Origin of the sequence: Uliginosibacterium sp. 31-16 (assembly GCF_030730865.1) — a bacterium.
Classification (GTDB): domain Bacteria; phylum Pseudomonadota; class Gammaproteobacteria; order Burkholderiales; family Rhodocyclaceae; genus Uliginosibacterium.
In genome coordinates this window covers 296016-315052 of record NZ_JAVALZ010000001.1, presented here as the reverse complement: position 1 = coordinate 315052, position 19037 = coordinate 296016, and the positions used below count along the sequence as shown (strand labels likewise).

Genomic DNA, 19037 nt, shown 5'->3' with positions numbered 1-19037 from the left:
CGATTAGATTCTTTCTTGATGAATCTTTTTATAAGATACATTAAAAATGAAGCTTATGAAACTGGTTCTTTCGATCTGGATCAGGTTGTGCTCCCGGCGAATGTCGCGCAGCAGGCTGAACGCATAGGCTTGGGTTCCATCGCGCAATGTGTCGGCGTTATGCCGTAACGCCTGATGGAGGTGCCGGTCTTTGACGCAAGGATGTGCCACCTGCCGTATGAGCGCCCCTCGTTGGGTGAGCTGACGGCTATATTCGAGGAGCCATTTCAGATTGATTTTATGCTGGCTGAAGAGGCCCTCCACGCCTTGCTCTCCAGCCAGCATGGCTGCGCAGGCAGGCAGGCGGAGCGCGGCTCTTCAGCGTCCGCCGCTTTTATTTCTGCTATCAGACGGTGGGTTCAGAAGATGTCGCGGCGCATCCGTCCGGACATCAGCAGATCGTCTACCGACGCATCACCAAGAATGTTGCGCAAGCTCTGATCAACGCTGCGCGCCATGGTTTTTGCACAACCGCAGACAAGGATATTGGCGCCGTTTTCAACCCACTCCTGCAATTCTTTCGCGTGCTCCTGCAGATGGTGCTGTACGTAAGGAGTACGTGGATCATCGCGTGAAAAACTCAGATCCAGCCTGGTGAGCAGCCGGGTGTGTTGCCACTTGTCGATTTCCGCATGACAGGGTCGGTCATGCCGGCCGGAGCGTTCCCCGAACAGCAGCCAGGTGTTGTGTTCGGGCGCCGGCTGAGCGGATGCTGAGAAGGCCTTCGCCCGGGCCTGCAAATGACCCCGCAGTCCGGCAATGCCAGTTCCGGCGCCGATCAGGATCAGGGGCTTGCTCAGATCGGCGCCAAGATTGAAGCCTGGATTCGAGCGAACTCTCAGTTTCAGTGCATCGCCTGGCTGGGCGTGCTGGTTGAGCCAGCCGGAAGTCTGTCCGGACGTGCCATCCTCGCGCACGACGCTGCGCACGATGAGTTCAATCCGGTTGTCATCCGGCAGGTTGGATATCGAATAGGAGCGTGGCTTGCCATCTCCTCCGGGGATCAGAACGTCGGCGAGATCGCCGGCATGCCACTGCGGCAAGCCGCCGGATACCGGCTGCAGCACAACCTTGCACATCGAGCTGCCGGGGCTGCCCGCGTTCAGACAGCAACGGCTGAGCAGGCGCCATTCGGCATAATCATCCGGCTCCGTGGCAGCAGGCGCTCCGGCCTGGATCTTTGTGCCAAAACCTTGCAGGTGCCCGTTCCATGCCGCCAAGGCCTGGCCCTCCAGCTTGTCGACTTCGATACGGGAAAATTCGGGTTGTGCGCCACAAGCCTGAAGCCACTGATCGAGCCTGCGGCCGAAAGCGCAGAAATCCGGGTAGTTGCGATCGCCCAGTGCGAGCAGGCCGAAACGTACGCCTTGCAGTCCAGCGCATGGTTTGTCCAGCTGCTTGTGTACGAAACCGAGAGCGTGATCGGGCGAGCTTCCGTCGCCTGCGGTGCTGACGATGAAGAACACGCGGCTTGCACTGGCGGCATCCTCCAGCCAGGGCTGGTCGATGCGGCTGAGATGCACCGGAGTGCCGTTGCCGGACAGCTCACTGGCTGTATGTCGAGCGATTGATTCGGCCTGACCTGTCTGGCTGGCGTAAACGACCAGAACAGGCTTGCCCGTGCCCTGCTGCATGACGGTGATCTGTCCTGCATTGCGTGCGCGATGGAAGAGGACGTAACAGAACAGGGTGTAGGCAAAGGTGATGCTCAGGGCGGCCCAGAGTCGCCAGGCATCGCCGGAAAGATAGGTAGTCAGGTCCATATGATTCTTACGGCGCTAATTCCTGAAATGCCGGACTGGCGGCTTCGCGCCAGACGCTTCGTGCGTCACGCCACTGCAGCAGGGCACACAGCCCTTGCCGGGTGGCCAGCCGGAGCCCTTCCTCCGCACCAAGAACCATCAGCGCGGTTGCCCAGGCATCGGCCAGCATGCATTCCGTGTGAATGACCGTGACGGAGGACAGAGCGTGCAAAACCGGTGCGCCGGTACGCGGATCAATGGTGTGCTGCACGAATCGATCACCCGCGTGATAGCGCCGGCGATAATCGCCCGATGTCGCCACTGCCAGTCCGTGCAACGCGATGCGGGTGGCGGGAAGGGGGCAGTCTGTCTCAGGCGATTCAAGCGCAACCCACCAGGGCTGGTAGTCCGGTTTCACTCCTGCGCCACGCAGCTCCCCACCGATTTCGACCAGATGGTTGTGCAGACCGAGCCGGGCGAGATATTCCGACAGCGCATCGACCGCAAAACCTTTGGCTATTGCGGCGAAGTTCAGTGAAACCCCTCCGGGCTGCAGCAGACGGCTGTTATCGTCGATCACAAGCTCTCGCCAGCCGGAGTGTGCCTGGGTGGTCACGGTGGCCGGTGGTTTGAACCCGGGCGCGGTATAAGCCTGGCGTGCGCCGAAGCCCCAGGCATCGACCGCTGCGGCGATGGCCGGATCAAAGGCGCCGTTGCTGAGACCTGCCACCTCCAGCGCGGCACGCATGACGTGGGCAAACTCTGCCGGCATCTCCAGCCATTCGCCAGCATTCAGCCGGGCGAATCGACACAGGTCTGAATCGTGGCGGAAATGACTCATCTGTGTCTCGATGGTGTCGAGAATGCCCGAAATGTCAGCCTCCAGCCGCGCAAACCGGGAATCGTCCGGGCATACCACGCGAACGCTCCAGCTCGTTCCCATGCACTGGCCCGCCAGCTGGCGCAAATCACCATCCAGCGTACTGAAGTCTGGGCTGAGTCGCGCCGGAATCAGGACCCGGGCAGCTGGAGCATTTGCCATCATGGTTTACTCGTCAGGCGTACCTGACCAAGCTCAGCCTTGCCGGAGCCTTCCGCTGTAGCTGCACTGCGCGGAGGCCACTGCAAGGGCAGGCGTACCAGATCGTGGCCACCCTTTTCCCTAGCCACTTCAATCACGACTTCATAGTTTCCAGGGGGCAGCTTCTTTGCCGCTCCGGATGCACCGATATCGATCGTGTGTTCGCCGGCCGGCCGGGTAGCGCCGGAGACGCCATCAATCGGAAAGCTTGCCTGGCTGCCGCTGACCCGCCACCATTCGCGCATGTCAGGCAGCCACTTGGTGGCACCGATATTGTTTGGCTTGCGCATGTCATACCAGACGGCGATGTTGCCGGCGAACTCGTGGCTGCCGGCTTTCTCCAGCCAGACGGCGACATACGGGCGCTTTCCCATCGAAGGGATATTGATTTCCAGCTGGGCATCGGCGGCGAAGCCGGGGGCGCTGGCTCCCAGACCGATCAGGGAGAGTGCGGAGGAGATCATACGGATTTTCACGATATTCCTTTCCATGTGGGTATCAATGAACGAAAAGCAGGATCAGGACGAGCGGGATCACAAGGCCCAAGCCGGTGATTGGCCATACTTTCCAGCGTGATCGGGCATGTATCTGCAGGATCAGCAATCCGGTTACGCTGAAGACGACACAGCCGATACCGAATGCCGTGATCAGCCAGCTCCAGGCGCGGCCGGCATTCTTGCCCTTGTGCAGGTCGTTGAAATACGCCACCCAGCCGTGGTCGTCCGCTTGGTACTGGATGCTGCCGGTGCTGCGCTTTACGCTGAGCCAGGCATCCACACCCGGTCGTTTGAGATCGACGTAGACCTCGGCTGTTTGCCACTCGGTCGCCTTCGGCGAAAGCGTCAGCCCCCATGTGAGTCTGATCCAGCGGTGCAGGGAGGCTGGCAAATCGCCTCCTGTCGCCTCGGTTGCGTTGAGTTCGTTCAGAACCTCGACGGGCAGGATGCCTTCATGGCGGGTCGTCGCCGGCGTTGTACTCTCGAAGTATTCGGCATTGTTCAGGGTGATGCCGGTGCTGGCGAAGAACAGCATGCCGACCAGACACAGCGCCGAACTGATCCAGTGCCAGGTGGTGAGCGTGCGCATCCACGCGGCCCGACGCAGAGGTGCTGTATCCTGACTTTTCAGCGACTCTGGCTGCTTGTTGCCTAGCTTCACTTTTCTGTTTCCTGTAGGTTGTCCATGCAGGTCCTGCTGCATTGGTGTGACCGCATTGAACCCCGGACGTGTGAACCGGGTATTGGATTTGCAGGGGGTTTTGTAAATGGCTTGTGAATGGGTGTAAGCGTGTATTCACAATGCTTTCCTGACATGAAATCCGGGCTATTCTTGGGTCTGGAAAACATGAGCCCGGCCCATGAGCAAGAAGATCCTCGTCGTTGATGACGATCCCGAACTGACGGAGCTGTTGCGCAGCTACCTTGGTGGCAATGGTTACATTGTCGAGACAGCCTGTGATGGCAAAAGCATGCGTGGGCTGATAGATGGTTTCGTGCCGGATCTGCTGATCCTTGATGTGATGTTGCCGGGGGAAGATGGTCTCTCTCTGTGTCGCAATCTGCGTGCGTCCTCGCGTCTGCCGATTCTCATGCTGACCGCGCGTGGCGATGACATGGATCGCATCATTGGTCTTGAAATGGGGGCCGATGACTATCTGCCCAAACCCTTCAATCCGCGCGAGTTGCTGGCCCGGGTGCGAAGCATCCTGCGCCGTGCCGAAGATCACGAATCGCGCGGTCGCGCCTCCACGCTGCTGCACTTCGCAGGCTGGACACTGGATCTGGCGGCGCATAACCTGATCGGCTCTGATGGTGTTGTCATCGCGCTGTCGACCGGTGAATTCCGTCTCTTGCATGTGCTGGCGGAAACGCCCAACTGTGTGTTCTCGCGTGATCAGCTGACCGATGCGTTGGCGGGGCGCGATGCCGGCCCCTTCGATCGCACCATCGATGTGATGATTTCCCGTCTGCGTCGTCGTCTCAACGATGATGCGCGTGACCCGCAGCTCATCAAGACCGTACGCAGCGAGGGCTACATGCTCGTCGCGCGCGTGGAATCACGCTCATGAAATGGTGGCCTCGCACCCTGTTCGGGCAAATCGCCGCGGCCCTGTTTGCGGTGCTCTTGGTGGTGCAACTGGCTGGCTTGTGGTTGTTGCTCGATGATCGTGGCCGCCTCAACTACAAGCTGCTTGCCGAATATGCCGCACAGCGCATGGCCGGGATTGCCACGGTGCTGGATAACGCCGAGCCGGCCGAACGCCCGCTACTGGTGAAGGCCCTGAGTGTGCAGCCAACCATGCTGACGCTTGAGCTGCCCTGGGCGACGCAGAAGATTGATACCTCGCTGGATGCACAGGGCTTTGCCATGGAAGCAAGACGACAGCTTGCCCGCGGGCTGGAGGTTCAGATGCTTGCGCTGGAACGGGTGGATCCCCTGTTGCTGAGCCTGCATCCGCCACCCATTCTCCGGCACGACAAGGATGACGACGACAAGGATCGAGAGCATGACGATCCACCGCGCGGCAAACTGTTTGCGCGCACCTATGTTGCGCAGATCCGGCTGCAGGACGGTACGGTCGTGACTTTCCACCATCTCTTGCCGGTCCCCGCGACAGCGCTGCCTTATCGCCTGATTGCCCTGTTGCTGCTGCTCGGGGTGTCGACCACGGCCTTGTCGATATGGACGGTGCGCCGGCTGACGCGACCGCTGGCCAATTTTGCCAGTGCAGCGGCCGGGCTTGCCCGCAATCTCAACCAGCCACCCCTGCCTGAGGCAGGACCGCAGGAGGTGAGTCTGGCTGCTCAGGCCTTCAATGCCATGCAGCGTGACATCAAGCGCCTCGTCGATACTCGCGCCCAGGCCCTGTCGGCTGTTTCACACGATCTGCGCTTACCGATCACCCGCCTGCGCCTGCGCCTGGAAGGTGACATTGCACCGGTGCTGAAGGAAAAGATGGAGCGTGATCTGGCCGAGATGGACGCGATGATCGGCCACACCCTGGATTTCCTGCGGGCCGGCTCGAACACGGAAGCGCTGGTTGCGGTGAACCTCGACGCATTGCTCGACAGTCTGGTTGAGGACATGGAGGAGCTCGGCGCCACGATTATCCGTCAGGGCCGCTGTGCTCAGTCAATCAAGGCGCGCCCGCACGCACTGCGTCGTTGTATCGCCAACCTCCTTGACAATGCCCGTTTCTACGGAGGCGGAGCCATCCATCTGCAGGTCGAAGACCTGGGCCACGCCGTGCAGGTGAGCATCCGCGACAAGGGCCCGGGCATTCCGGCTGGCGAGCTCGACAAGGTTTTCGAGCCTTACTTCCGTCTTGAGGCTTCACGTGCCCGTCACACTGGCGGCACCGGGCTGGGCCTGCCGATCGCCAAGGCCATTGCGGAAGCGCACGGCGGCACGCTCACTCTGAAGAGTGACGCCGGATCAGGGGTGACGGCCTGCCTGATGCTGCCACGCCCCTGATCCGGTGTTGCCTGAAGAGCCGCTCTGCGCCTGCCTCTTCAGCGTACCATGCCGGAGAAGTCCGCCACATGCGGTTCCCCATAGGGGCTGTGTCCAGGCTTCGCATTGGCGAATGCTGCCGACGCTATGCAAAGTGTGTTGCATCCGTCAGTTGAGCCCGCAAAGTAGAGCGGCCATTCAAGGGGCGTTCTGGCCGGCTTCAAGTTACTGAATGAATACGACGCCGATCCAGCAGACATCCTGATCGTGCACGTCTGGAACACCTGCTTGGGCCGGTGCAAGGAATTCCACTGCTGGAAGACTGCAATCTCCGCGGCAAAGCCTGTCATTACGACATGTTTTGGTTGTTTCCCTGCGCGTCCCAATCATATTCCTGCGAGTGCGCCAAGTCCTTAAGCAGAAAATCCAGCAAGGTTCGTGTGGTAACAGGTAGCTCGCCAGACAACATGGCTTCGAGAATGGCTCGCCCGCTCTTGCCGGCAATTTGCTCCGCTCGCGCCAGACCGGGCGCTCCCCCGCCAGCGCGCATGCGTTGAATTGCGTCCGAATGCTGGCTTGTCCAGTCAATTGAATTTTTTCCATTTCAATGATCTTTCCGCTTGGTGAATGCCACTTGATGCAGGGGGTTTGGGCTTGGGGGCGGCTCACGATTTCCTGGCAGCGCTTGCCGGCCGGGTCTTGACCGGGAGACACAGCGCAGCGGTCAATAGTGCCAGACCCATATGGCACAGGTAGACGGCATTGAAGTCCGCACGCTGCAACGTGCTGCTCCCTAGCAGCACCACAGTCAGGGCAACGCCCATGACCGAACCGATCTGACGTATTGCCTGATTTATGGCGCTGCCGACGGCGTAATGCTGTGCGGGCAAGTGGCTGACAGCCGCGCCCGACAATGACGGCAGCACCATGCCCACGCCCATGCCGCTGAGCAACGCGCCCGGCAGCCATTGCGTCAGATAGGCAGGCTCGGTGCCTGGCACCAGCAAGAACCATAGTCCGCTCGCCGCATAGATCAAACTCCCCGCCAGCAGCAGCGGACGATGGCCATGGCGACTGGCGAGCCGCCCCGAGAGCGCGGCCACCGGGGTCACCAACAATGGGCCAGGCGTGATCGCCAGGCCAGCCAAGGGCAGCGAGTAGTGCCAGATTGACTTCATGTAGAAAAAGAAGGCGAAGAACATCATCGAGAACGCAATGCCGAAGCTCAGGCTCGCGAGATTCACATAGCGGTAGGTGGCGTTGCGGAACAGGCCTAGGTCTACCAGTGGCGCGCGGGCAAGCCGCGCCCAGGCGATGAATCCGGCGATGCTCGCGAGCCCGAGCCCGGCCACTTCCAGCAACTCGGGGCGCGACCAGTCGGGCGACTCGGCCTGCACGATGGACAGCGACAGGGCACCGATGCCGACGATCAGCAGGCCCATGCCCACCAGATCGAGTGGCCGTCCCTTGTTGGGCTGTTTTGCTTCGGTCAGCAGCGTGACGCCGCGCCAGATGGCGAACATGCTCAGCGGCAGGTTCAGGTAGAAGGCCCACTGCCAGCCGAGCGAGGCCACAACGAAGGCGCCTAGGCTGGGGCCCACGGCGGCGGCCAGACCGCCGACCGCGCTCCACAAGCTGACCGCCACCGCACGTTTGTTGACCGGGAAGGCCGCCAGCACGAGCGAGAGCGAAGCCGGCGTCAGCAACGCGGCGCCCAGAGCTTGCAGCGCTCTTGCCGCGACCAGCCAGGCTACGTTCGGTGCCAGACCACAGGCCACCGACGCCGCTAGGAACAGCGCCACGCCCAGCAGAAACACTTTCTTGCGCCCATGCCTGTCGGCCAGTCCGCCGGCGGGGATCAGCATCGCGGCGTACACCACCGTGTAGGCGTTCAGCACCCACGAGAGATCGGCCGCCGTGGCCTGCGGAAAACCGGCCCGCAGGGCGCTGAAGGCGGCGAACAGCATGGTGCCGTCCATCGACACCAGAAACACCGCGATGCTGGCTACCCAGAACACCGGCCATGGTGAGGCCTGCCCCATGAAAGCAGGCGAAGACAGGATGCTCTGCTTGTCAGGGGGGCTCATGGTGCTCTTCGAGTGCTGGCGATTGACGGGGTAGGTGGGGCTGCGATTCAGGCGAGACCGAAGGTTTTCCTGATGCCCTTCCCGACCGGACCAGCGGGCATGAAACGGCGCAGCTTGGCCAGCAGCGACGCTTCGCCTTTGGGCGTGTGACGCGTCTTCCAAGGCCCCAGGGCGGCGTCGACAATCGTCTTGGCGACGCCATCGGGCAGCGGCGCTTTCTGCACGTTGTTCTGGATGGCTTGCGACACGACGCCCAACTCCTTGCTGTAGGCCGGAATTCTGGCGACGGTCTGCGGCGCGTTGAGATCCAGGTTGGTCTTGGTGAAGGAAGGCTCGACCAGCGCCACGCGGACGCCGAACTGGCGCACCTCGTGATCCAGCGTCTCGGACAGGCCTTCCACCGCATGCTTGGAGGCGGAGTAAAGCGCCATGTACGGCGCAGGCAGGAAGCCCAGCACCGAGCTGACGTTGACGATGCGCCCAGAGCCCTGACCGCGCATGTAGGGCAGCACGGCTTTGATCGTGCGCAGCAGGCCGAACAGGTTGGTGTCGAACAAGGTCCGCGCTTCGTCGATCGAGGTTTCCTCGGTCGCGCCCAGCAGCGTCACGCCCGCGCTGTTGACTAGCACGTCGATGCGCCTGGCATGGCCGATGACGGTCTGGATGCCGCGCTCGATGGACGCTTCGTCGCGGATATCCATCTCGACCAGTACGACGCCCGGAATGGCTTGCGCGCTGGCTTTATTGCGCACGGTGCCGAAGACCCGGCAACCCTGCTGGGCAAACTGGCTGGCGGCAGCGCGCCCGATGCCCGACGATACGCCGGTCACAACGACAACTTTTGAATTAGACATGGTAGATCCTTTTTTGTATGGGTGACTTGGGGTGAAAGGCTCAGCTCTGCGAAGGCACGGGCCTGATCTTGAACCAGATGGAATACATGGCCGGCAGGAACACCAGCGTCAGCACCGTGCCGGCCAGCGTGCCGCCGATCAGCGTGTAGGCCAGCGTTCCCCAGAACACCGAATGGGTCAGTGGGATGAAGGCCAGGATCGCGGCCAGCGCGGTCAGGATCACCGGCCGCGCGCGCTGCACGGTCGCTTCCACCAGCGCGCGGAAGGGATCGAGCCCGGCCTCTTCGTTCTCCCGGATCTGGCCAATCAGGATCAGCGTGTTGCGCATCAGGATGCCGGACAGCGCGATCAGGCCGACCAACGCGTTGATGCCGAAGGGTTGTTGAAACAGCAGCAGCGTCGGCACCACGCCGATCAGCCCCAGCGGGCTGGTCAGGAAGACCATGACCATGCCGGAGATCGAGCGCACCTGCAGGATGATGATCAGTAGGGTAGCCGCCAGCATGATCGGGAAGATCGGCAGCATGGCGACCGTCGCCTTGCCGGCTTCCTCGATGGAGCCGGCCTCTACGATGCGGTAGCCGCTCGGCAGCTTGGCCATGACGGGCTGCAGCTGCTGGGTCATAGCCGTCGACACGTCCGGCGGCTGCAGGCCTTCGGCGATGTCGCCGCGCACGGTGATCGTCGGTGTGCGGTCGCGTCGCCGCAGGATCGGGTCTTCCATGCGCACCTCGACCTTGCCCACCTGCGACAGCGGAATGCGCTGTCCGGCCGAGCCGACCAGCGTGAAGCCGGCGATCTTGGCTGGGTCGAGACGGGTGTCGCCGGCCGAGCGACCGACCACCTGCACCGAACGGATATCCTCGCGCACCTCGGTCAGCGGCGCGCCGCTCAGCAGGAACTGCAACTGCTGGGCCACCGAACTGGAGCTCAGCCCCACGGCTTGGAGCCGGTCCTGGTCGAGGGTGAAATGCAGGGTCGGGACGCGCGGACCCCAGTCCGTGTTGACCGTGCGCATCATCGGGCTGGCATGCATCACGGCCTCGACCTCGGCGGAAATCTCGCGCAGCTTGACCGGGTCCGGTCCCGTGACGCGGTAGGCCACCGGGAAGGGGGAAGGCGGCCCGAACACGATCTGAGTGACGCGCACCCGCGCCTCGGGCGCCAGGCCCTCGGCGATCACCTCTCGCAGCCGGAACTTGAGGGCCTCACGTTCCTTGTCGTTGCCGGTGAGCACCACGATCTTGGCGAAGGATGGATCGGGTAGCTCCGGCGACATGGCCAGGAAGAAGCGAGGCGCGCCCTGACCGATGTAGGCGGTGACTATCTTGGCTTCCGCCTGCTTGGCGAGCCAGGCTTCGACCTTCGCCGTTGCGGCGCTGGTCTGCTCGATCGAGCTGCCGTAAGGCAGTTGCACCTCGACCAGCACTTCCGGCCGGTCGGATGTCGGGAAAAACTGCTTCTTGACTACGGCCATGCCCAGCACCGCCATCACGAACAAGCTGACCACCGTAGCGGCGACGAGCCACTTGCGGGCGATGACGCGCCCCAGCAGCTGACGAAAGCGGTTGTAGCGCGGCGTGTCGTAGATGGCCGCGTGACCCCCTTCGACTTTCTTGAAGTTTGGTAAGAGCTTCACACCAAGGTAGGGGGTGAACACCACCGCCACCACCCAGGAGGCGATCAGTGCGATACCGACGATCCAGAACATGTTGCTGGTGTACTCACCGGCGGTGGAACGCGCGAAGCCGTTGGGCATGAAACCGACGGCCGTGACCAGCGTGCCGGACAGCATCGGCGCCGCGGTATGGCTCCAGGCGTAGGCCGAGGCCGCGATGCGGTCATAACCCTCCTCCATCTTCACCACCATCATCTCGATGGCAATGATGGCGTCATCCACCAACAGGCCCAGTGCCAGAATCAGCGAGCCGAGCGTGATGCGGTCGAAGTTCTTGCCGGTGGCCGCCATGATCACGAACACCGCCGCCAGCGTCAGCGGCACAGCTGCCGCCACCACGATGCCAACGTGCCAACCCATGCTGACGAAACACACCACCATCACCACCAGCAGGGCGACGAAGAACTTGACCATGAACTCGTCCACCGCCGAGCTGATGTTGACGGCCTGATCGGTCACCTTGGTCAGCGTCATGCCCAGCGGCAGTTCCGCGTTGATCTTGGTGACTTCCGCTCCAAGCGCCTTGCCCAGGTCCAGCCCGTTCCAGTCGTCGCGCATCACCACGCCGAGCAAGAGCGTCGGCTCGCCGCCGTTGCGGACCTGGAAGGTGGCAGGGTCTTCATAACCGCGTTCGACGCTGGCCACGTCCGACAACTTCAGCGTGCGCCCCTGTGCAACGATAGGGGTCTGGCGGATCTTCTCCAGCGTATCGAAGGCGCCATCGACGCGCACGAAGACCTGTGGGCCCTTGGTCTCGATCGAGCCGGCGGGCGTCAACACGTTCTGGCTGTTGAGCGCGGCGAAGATGTCTTGCGGCGCGACCCCCAGCGTTGCCAGACGGTCGTGCGAGAAGGACACGAAGATGCGTTCGGGTTGCTCGCCGATGATGTTGACCTTCTTCACGCCGGCGACATGCAGCAGTTGCTGGCGCAGTGCTTCCGCGTCGCGCACCAGCAAGCGCTGCTGCTCGCCCTTGGCCTTGAGGGCGAAGAGCGCGAAGGTCACGTCCGCATATTCGTCGTTGACCATCGGGCCGATGACCCCAGCAGGCAACTTCTTGGCCTCGTCGCTGATCTTCTTGCGCGCCTGGTAGAACTCTTCCTTGACCTCCGCAGGCGGCGCACTGTCGAGCAAGGACACCATGGTGAAGGCCAGACCCGGGCGGGTGAAGGTTTCCGTGCGGTCATACCAGCGCAGCTCCTGCATGCGCTTTTCGAGCGGCTCGGCGACCTGATCCTGCATCTCTTGCGCGGTTGCGCCCGGCCAGGCGGTGATGATGGTCATCTGCTTGATCGTGAAGGGCGGATCTTCCGCGCGCCCCAGTTTGAAGAAGGCGAGAATGCCCGCGGCCGAGATCAGGAAGATCAGGAACAGGGTGATGGCGCGCTCGCGGACCGCGAGCGCAGATAGGTTGAAACGGCTCTCGCTCACGGACGCGCTCCTTCCGTCGCCTTGCCGGAGGCAAGACCCGCTACGCGGACCTCTTCACCTTCACGCAGCAGATGCGTGCCGAGCGCAACGATCCGCTCGCCTTGCTTGAGCGGGCCCGAAACATAGGCGCCGGCGTCGTCGATGCGCTGAACCGCGACCGGCCGCCAGGACACCTTCGCCGGCTCGCCCTGGATCACCCACACCCCAGGGCCCTTGCCCGGGTCGAACAGGGCTGCGATTGGCACATGCAGACCGGCAGCCTGCCGACTGCCCTGTTTTGAAGACGACTCTTCCGAAATCTGGATCGTTACCGTGGTACCCAGCGGCGCGTTCGACAGCTCGCCCTCCAGCACATAGCGCGCCTCGAAGGTGCGCGTGAGGCGATCCGCCGAATTGGAAAGCTGGCGCAGCCTGGCCGGAACGGCCGTGCCTTCCTTGCCGAACAAGGTGGCTTGCGCCACCGAGCCGATGGCCGGGCGCAGCGTTTCCGGCAGCTGGATCAACGCTTCGCGGCGACCGGCATGGGCCAGGCGCATCACAGCCTGCCCTGCGCTGACGACCTGGCCGGGTTCGGCCAGCGTCTCCATGACCACGCCGTCGCCATCGGCCAGCAGCTCGGTGTAACGACTGGCATTGCGGGCGACATCCGCCTGAGCTTCGGCCGCGCTGAGTTGCGCCTTGGCGGCATCAGCGGCTGCCTTGACCTGGTCATACGCTGAAGCCGAGATGGCGCCGGTGCCGCGCAGATCGCGGTAACGGGTCTCGTCTTCCGCCGTCTGCAGGGCACGGGCCCGCGCGGCGGCCACCGCCTCCTGCTGGGCTTGCGCCGCCAGTTTCAGATCGACCGGGTCGATGCGCATCAGCGGCTGGCCGCGCTTGACGCTTTGCCCGGTATCCACCAGACGCTCCAGCACTTTGCCGGGAACGCGGAAGCCGAGATCGCTCTGCACCCGGGCCGCTACGGTCCCGGTGAAGGAACGTGAAGCCGCACCCGCCTCGCGGGCGATGGCGGTACGCACCAGGGGCTGTCCGGTGCGCGGATCGGCCGGAGCCTGTTCGCCGCAAGCGACCAGCGCCAGGGGCAAGGCGCAAATGAATAAAGGAGTGGCGAGCCGGAGCATGAAAGTCCCTTTGGCGAAGTGATCGGGACCTTCATCATCATTCTTGTGACCAATTTAGTCAATAGTCACTGTTGATTTTGCATTATTTCACGGAGACAGGCTGCGCAGCACCAAGCTGGAAAGTTGGCCCGGCGCGTCTTCGGTGTAGTCCAGGCTGTGCTTCAGGATCAGCGGGTTCAAGAAGGGACGCATCACCAGATAGATCGCCATCACGGTTTCATCCAGAGGCGTCTTGCGCTCGAAATCCCCGCTCTGCCGCCCCTCTTCCAGGATGCCTCTCAGCAAGGTCCGGATCTGCTCTTCGTAGGCGAGCGTGGATTGCCAGCGCTCAGTGGCGGCAGAGGTCGCGATCTCGTACAGCTTGCGGTCTTGGGAGAACAACTGCAGGCTCAATTCGACGATGGCCTTGAACATGCGCCGCAGTTTCTCGGGCGGTCGGTCGGCCTGGTCGATGGCGGCCTTAATGTCGTTGCCGATCTTGCCCAGACAGTTGGCGCAGATCATTTCGCCAATCGCCTGTTTGGACTCGAAGAACTTGTAGATGTAGGCCTTCGAGAAGCCAATGGCCTTGGCGAGATCGGAAACGGTCGTCTTCTCGTAGCCGTAGCGGCTGAAGTGCTCGGTGGCGGCGAGCACGATCTGGCCGCGCACCTCGTGGTCGGCCGGGCCCCGCGCCGAGGCGGCATAGGTACTGGTTTTCGTCATGGGCGCCAGCTTACGCCAGCGGGAAAGACTAGACAACTAGTGACCGATTGGTATTATGGTCACTCATCTGCCCCTAGAAAGAAACCCATGTCGCCCAAACTCACGCTCATCGCCTTGCTGGTCGCCGGCCTGTCGGCCGGCTGCGCCGTCGGTCCCGACTATGTCCGCCCCGACACGCCCTTGCCCGGCCACTTCCAGGGTCAGGCGGCGGTGGATCAGCGGCCGGCGAAAGCCAGCGCCGAGCTCGCCACCTGGTGGGCGGGGTTCGGCGATCCGCAACTGACGCATTTCGTGACGCTGGCGCTGGAACAGAATCTTGATCTCGCCCAAGCCTCGGCGCGCGTGACGCAAGCGCGTGCCGGGCTGGGCGCGGCCAATGCCGCACTGCTGCCTTCCGGCACGGTGAGCGGCCAGGCGGCCCGCGCTTTCCAGTCGGTGGAAACGCCGCTGGGGCAGGTGCTGAACTCAACGCCCGGCTTCGACCGTTACGGCAATTCATATGAAATGAATCTGAGCGCGAGCTGGGAGCTCGACGCGTTCGGCGGTCTGCGCCGGGGGCGCGAAGCCGCACTGGCCGAGTACCGCGCCTCGGAAGCTGGCGCAGTCGCCACGCGGCTGGCCGTGGCGGCCCAGACCGCCGACATCTACATCAGCATTCGCGGCCTGCAGGCCCGTCTGGATGTCGCGCGCCGCCAGGAGCGTACGCAGCAGGACCTGCTCGCCACCATCAAGCTGCTCTACGGCAAGGGCCTGGCGCCCGAGCTTCAGGTGCGCCAGGCCGAAGGCGCGCTGGCCCAGGTGCGGGCGTCGATCCCCGCGCTGGAAGCGGGTCTGGAGGTGGCCATGAACGCGCTGGATGTGATGCTGGGCACGCCGCCCGGCACGCATCGCGCCGAGCTGAACGACAGCGCCGACATCCCGGCCGCACCGCAGATCACCGCCACCGGCTCGCCGGGCGATCTGCTGCGCCGCCGGCCCGACCTGATCGTGGCAGAGCGTCGCCTGGCCGCCTCGAACGCGCGCATCGGCGTCGCCATCGCCGAGTACTACCCCAAGCTCTCGCTGAGCGGGCTGGTCGGCAGCGCGACAACGGTATCGAGCGGCAATCTGTTCACCACTGGCGCCAACCAGGCTTCCGGCATGTTGGGTCTGCGCTGGCGTCTGTTCGACTTCGGCCGCATCAACGCGCAGATCGAGCAGGCTAAGGGGCAGGAGGCCGAAATCCTGGCGGCTTATCGGCTGGCTGTGCTGCGGGCGGCGGAGGATGTAGAAAACGCCTTGTCGACCTTGGTCAAGCGCGAAGCGCAAACGGCCGAACTGACTCAGGGTGTGGATTCGCTCGGCCGCGCGCGCGGCGCCTCGTTTGCCGCGTACCAGAAGGGCGTCGTCAGCCTGATCGAAGTGCTGCTGGCCGACGAAAACCTGTTGCGCGTCACCGATGCGCGGGTGCAGGCGCAAACCGAATCGGCGCGCGCAGCGGTCGCGGCTTTCAGGGCGCTGGGCGGCGGCTGGCAGCCAGGCGAACCAGACGCGGCGGCACTCAGATAACAGCCATTGGAAAGACATTGTCTGCTTGCTACGCAGCATCAGTCGTTTGAGATGGATGTGGCGACCGACTGCTTAGGCCGAATGACTGCCCCTCCGCGGCCAGTCAAAGTGCAAGCAAACCTGTAAAGGCACGACTAAACAAAAGCCCACGACATTTGTCGTGGGCTTTTTCTGAGGTTGGCAAAAAGTCCGACAGACTTTATTTCAGCCCGACAGACTTTATTCCTACCTAACACAACTGTTACCAGTTGGTTTCCCGCTCGGGTGTAGCGCTGATCTTATGGATGGACAAGTCAGCCCCGTTGAATTCCTCTTCGGCATCCAGGCGCAGGCCGGTCGTCTTCTTGATTGTGCCGTACACGATGCCGCCGCCGATCACTGCGACGGTGATGCCGCCAAGCGTGCCGAGGATTTGTGCCCAGAAACTTACGCCTCCCATGCCGCCGAGAGCTTTCTGGCCGAAGATGCCGGCGGCGATTCCGCCCCAGGCTCCACAAAGGCCGTGCAAGGGCCAGACGCCGAGTACGTCGTCGATCTTCCAGCGGTTCTGCACTTGCGTGAACATGTAGACGAACAAGGCACCGGCAACGCTGCCTACCACCAGTGCCCCTAGAGGGTGCATCAGGTCGGAGCCGGCGCACACGGCGACCAGCCCAGCGAGCGGACCGTTATGCACGAAGCCCGGGTCGTTCTTGCCCAGCACGAGTGCGGCCAGCGTGCCGCCCACCAGTGCCATCAGCGAATTGACGGCGACCAGGCCGGTAATGGCTTCGAGCTTCTGCGCACTCATCACGTTGAAACCGAACCAGCCGACGGTGAGGATCCAGGCGCCAAGCGCCAGGAAGGGAATGCTTGAGGGCGGGTGGGCCGAGATGCCGCCATCCTTGTTGTAGCGGCCGCGGCGGTTTCCGAGCAGCACGACGGCAACCAGTCCAATCCAGCCGCCGACGGCGTGCACCACGACGCTGCCGGCAAAGTCGTGGAATTTTGCACCAAAGGCGAATTCGATCCAGGGCTGGATGCCGAAGTTGTCGTTCCAGGCGATGCCTTCGAAGAAGGGATAAACCAGCCCGACCAGTGCGAAGGTCGCCGCCATCTGCGGGGAAAACCGTGCGCGTTCGGCGATGCCGCCGGAGATGATGGCGGGAATGGCGGCGGCGAAGGTCAGCAGGAAGAAGAACTTGACCAGGCCGTAGCCTTCGTTGGCATTCAATACCGGGGCCCCGTCGAAGAAATGGATGCCGTAGGCGACGCCATAACCGATGAAGAAATAGGCGATGGTCGAGACACAGAAATCGGCGAGGATCTTGACCAGGGCATTGACCTGATTCTTGCGACGCACCGTGCCCAGCTCCAGAAAGGCGAAGCCGGCGTGCATGGCCAGCACCATGATGGCGCCGAGAAGCACGAATAACACGTCAGTGGAAGTTTTGAACTGCTCCATCTTGGACTCCGTTTTGCACAATGGCGGAGCTTTAAGCATGAAGCGAGCCAAATTTCAGTTTCAATTGAATCAATGGCTTGGGTGGGTGCGTCCGGCATGCAAAGGTATTTTGATGCGCTGTCTTTGTGCGTGCTCCGGGTTCATGCACCTGTTGTGTGCTTGCCGGGGCGGGTTCGGGTGTTGAGGTGGAGCGTGTGAGGCACTATCGGCGAGCCTTGTGGGGGAGGGGTAATGGGTGGGCGTTTGGCACAGGTCATTGGCGTTCGTGAGCGGCTCGCTTAGGCTGTGGTTTTCCCTGAAACACCACGCTGGAGACATGTAATGCCCGATCGCAATCGTTATCTGCTTGAAGAGGCCCGCCTGCCGGGTCATTGGTACAACATCGCTGCCGACCTGCCGGTGCCGCAGGCGCCGCCGCTGCATCCGGTAACCGGTCAGCCGGTCGGGCCCGACGATCTGGCGCCGCTGTTCCCCAAGGCGATCATCGCGCAGGAGATGTCGCAGGAGCGCTACATCGAGATTCCCGATCCGGTGCGCGAGGTATTCAAGATGTGGCGGCCCGCCCCGCTGTTTCGCGCGCGTCGCCTGGAGCAGGCGCTCGGCACGCCGGCGAAGATCTATTTCAAGTATGAAGGCGTGTCGCCCGCCGGCAGCCACAAGCCCAACTCCGCCGTGCCGCAGGCCTGGTACAACGCCCAGGAAGGGGTGAAGAAGCTGTGCACCGAGACCGGCGCGGGCCAGTGGGGCTCCTCGCTGGCTTTCGCTGGCGGACTCTTCGGGCTGGACGTGACGGTCTACCAGGTGCGCGTGTCCTACGACCAGAAGCCTTATCGTCGCGCCATGATGGAAACCTGGGGCGCGCAGTGCCTGCCCTCGCCATCGAATACCACCGAAGCCGGCCGTGCTGCGCTGGCGAAAGACCCCAATTTCATGGGCTCGCTCGGGCTGGCCATTTCCGAGGCGGTTGAAGTCGCCGCGCAGAATGAAGATACCAAGTACGCGCTGGGCTCGGTGCTCAATCATGTGCTGCTGCACCAGACCATCGTCGGTCAGGAAGCCATCCTGCAGATGGAGATGGCCGGCGATGATCCGGACGTGATCATCGGCTGCACCGGCGGTGGCTCCAATTTCGCCGGCATCGCCTTTCCCTTCATGGGCCAGCAGTTGCGTGGCGAGCATGCCAGGCGCCGTTTCGTCGCGGTGGAGCCAGCCGCCTGCCCGAGCCTGTCGCGTGGCAAGTTCGCCTACGACTTCGGCGACACCTCGCATCTCACCCCGCTGGTGAAGATGCACACCCTCGGTTCGACCTTCACGCCGCCCGGCTTCCACGCCGGTGGTTTGCGTTACCACGGCATGGCGCCGATGGTCAGCCACATTGCCAGCCTTGGCCTGATCGAGGCGCAGGCCTATCAGCAGAAAGCCTGCTTCGAGGCCGGCGTGCTGTTTGCCCGCACGGAGGGCATCGTGCCGGCGCCGGAAGCCACGCATGCCGTCAAGGGCGCGGTCGAAGAGGCTCTGCGCTGCAAGCGCGAGGGCAAGGCCGAAACCATCCTGTTCTGCCTGTCCGGCCACGGCCATATGGATATGTCCGCCTATCAGGCTTACTTCGACGGCAAGCTGGTCGATCAGGATTACGACGAGAAGGAACTGGCGATGGCGTTGAGCCTGTTGCCGCAGGTTTCCAGCTGATCGTTGCCTGAAAAGCCGCATCCGGCAAGCCTCTGCAGCTACCCTGTCTGCAGAGGCTTTTATTCGTTGGGCCTGCAGGCATGTGCTTCGCAGATCAAGGCTGCATGCGCCTCTTCAGGAAGGTGTCTGCAGGCGGTATAGTCGAGTCATTTTGCATCAGGGAGT

15 protein-coding genes are annotated in these 19037 nt (G+C 62.8%); 4 read left to right on the top strand and 11 right to left on the bottom strand.

Annotated elements, in window-relative coordinates; translation table 11 throughout:
- Positions 1–3 precede the first annotated feature (3 nt).
- The 5 genes from Q9Q94_RS01470 to Q9Q94_RS01450 all read right to left on the bottom strand — a co-directional run bounded on the left by Q9Q94_RS01470 (position 4) and on the right by Q9Q94_RS01450 (position 4020).
- Positions 4–324 carry a hypothetical protein gene (locus Q9Q94_RS01470; protein WP_305978246.1) on the bottom strand — a complete coding sequence of 107 codons (321 nt, stop codon included), beginning with the start codon at positions 322–324 and terminating at the stop codon, positions 4–6.
- Between the two features lie 74 nt (positions 325–398).
- Positions 399–1802, bottom strand: coding sequence for a sulfite reductase subunit alpha (locus Q9Q94_RS01465; RefSeq protein WP_305978245.1), 1404 nt, complete (start codon positions 1800–1802; stop codon positions 399–401).
- A 7-nt stretch (positions 1803–1809) separates the two neighbouring features.
- A complete protein-coding gene (locus tag Q9Q94_RS01460) occupies positions 1810–2826 on the bottom strand; it encodes an FAD:protein FMN transferase (RefSeq protein WP_305978244.1) in 1017 nt (338 codons plus the stop codon).
- Positions 2823–3338: a DUF2271 domain-containing protein gene (locus Q9Q94_RS01455; RefSeq protein ID WP_305978243.1), complete on the bottom strand. Its 516-nt coding sequence runs from the start codon at positions 3336–3338 to the stop codon at positions 2823–2825. The genes Q9Q94_RS01460 and Q9Q94_RS01455 overlap by 4 nt, the downstream gene beginning before the upstream one ends.
- 22 nt (positions 3339–3360) lie before the next feature.
- Positions 3361–4020, bottom strand: a complete 660-nt coding sequence (locus tag Q9Q94_RS01450; RefSeq protein WP_305978242.1) for a PepSY-associated TM helix domain-containing protein — start codon at positions 4018–4020, stop codon at positions 3361–3363.
- Positions 4021–4219: 199 nt separating this feature from the next.
- On the opposite strand from Q9Q94_RS01450, the gene Q9Q94_RS01445 reads away from it, so the two are divergent.
- Both Q9Q94_RS01445 and Q9Q94_RS01440 read left to right on the top strand, forming a co-directional pair.
- Positions 4220–4930: a response regulator gene (locus Q9Q94_RS01445; protein ID WP_305978241.1), complete on the top strand. Its 711-nt coding sequence runs from the start codon at positions 4220–4222 to the stop codon at positions 4928–4930.
- Positions 4927–6336, top strand: coding sequence for an ATP-binding protein (locus Q9Q94_RS01440; RefSeq protein WP_305978240.1), 1410 nt, complete (start codon positions 4927–4929; stop codon positions 6334–6336). The genes Q9Q94_RS01445 and Q9Q94_RS01440 overlap by 4 nt, the downstream gene beginning before the upstream one ends.
- 644 nt (positions 6337–6980) lie before the next feature.
- Here Q9Q94_RS01440 and Q9Q94_RS01435 read toward each other — a convergent pair.
- The 5 genes from Q9Q94_RS01435 to Q9Q94_RS01415 all read right to left on the bottom strand — a co-directional run bounded on the left by Q9Q94_RS01435 (position 6981) and on the right by Q9Q94_RS01415 (position 14191).
- Positions 6981–8402, bottom strand: a complete 1422-nt coding sequence (locus Q9Q94_RS01435; protein ID WP_305978239.1) for a DHA2 family efflux MFS transporter permease subunit — start codon at positions 8400–8402, stop codon at positions 6981–6983.
- A 47-nt stretch (positions 8403–8449) separates the two neighbouring features.
- Positions 8450–9256, bottom strand: a complete 807-nt coding sequence (locus Q9Q94_RS01430) for an oxidoreductase (protein WP_305978238.1) — start codon at positions 9254–9256, stop codon at positions 8450–8452.
- Positions 9257–9296: 40 nt separating this feature from the next.
- Positions 9297–12365 carry an efflux RND transporter permease subunit gene (locus tag Q9Q94_RS01425; protein ID WP_305978237.1) on the bottom strand — a complete coding sequence of 1023 codons (3069 nt, stop codon included), beginning with the start codon at positions 12363–12365 and terminating at the stop codon, positions 9297–9299.
- Positions 12362–13486 (bottom strand): efflux RND transporter periplasmic adaptor subunit, encoded by a 1125-nt coding sequence (locus Q9Q94_RS01420; RefSeq protein WP_305978236.1) that lies wholly within the window; start codon positions 13484–13486, stop codon positions 12362–12364. The genes Q9Q94_RS01425 and Q9Q94_RS01420 overlap by 4 nt, the downstream gene beginning before the upstream one ends.
- An 87-nt stretch (positions 13487–13573) precedes the next feature.
- Positions 13574–14191, bottom strand: coding sequence for a TetR/AcrR family transcriptional regulator (locus Q9Q94_RS01415; protein ID WP_305978235.1), 618 nt, complete (start codon positions 14189–14191; stop codon positions 13574–13576).
- A gap of 87 nt (positions 14192–14278) precedes the next feature.
- Here Q9Q94_RS01415 and Q9Q94_RS01410 point away from each other — a divergent pair, with 87 nt between their 5' ends.
- Positions 14279–15739 carry an efflux transporter outer membrane subunit gene (locus tag Q9Q94_RS01410; protein ID WP_305978234.1) on the top strand — a complete coding sequence of 487 codons (1461 nt, stop codon included), beginning with the start codon at positions 14279–14281 and terminating at the stop codon, positions 15737–15739.
- Between the two features lie 241 nt (positions 15740–15980).
- On the opposite strand, the gene Q9Q94_RS01405 is transcribed toward Q9Q94_RS01410, so the two are convergent.
- Positions 15981–17183 carry an ammonium transporter gene (locus tag Q9Q94_RS01405; RefSeq protein ID WP_305978233.1) on the bottom strand — a complete coding sequence of 401 codons (1203 nt, stop codon included), beginning with the start codon at positions 17181–17183 and terminating at the stop codon, positions 15981–15983.
- 321 nt (positions 17184–17504) lie between these two features.
- Here Q9Q94_RS01405 and Q9Q94_RS01400 point away from each other — a divergent pair, with 321 nt between their 5' ends.
- Complete coding sequence (locus Q9Q94_RS01400; protein ID WP_305978232.1) at positions 17505–18872, top strand: TrpB-like pyridoxal phosphate-dependent enzyme; 1368 nt, start codon at positions 17505–17507, stop codon at positions 18870–18872.
- Positions 18873–19037 lie beyond the last annotated feature (165 nt).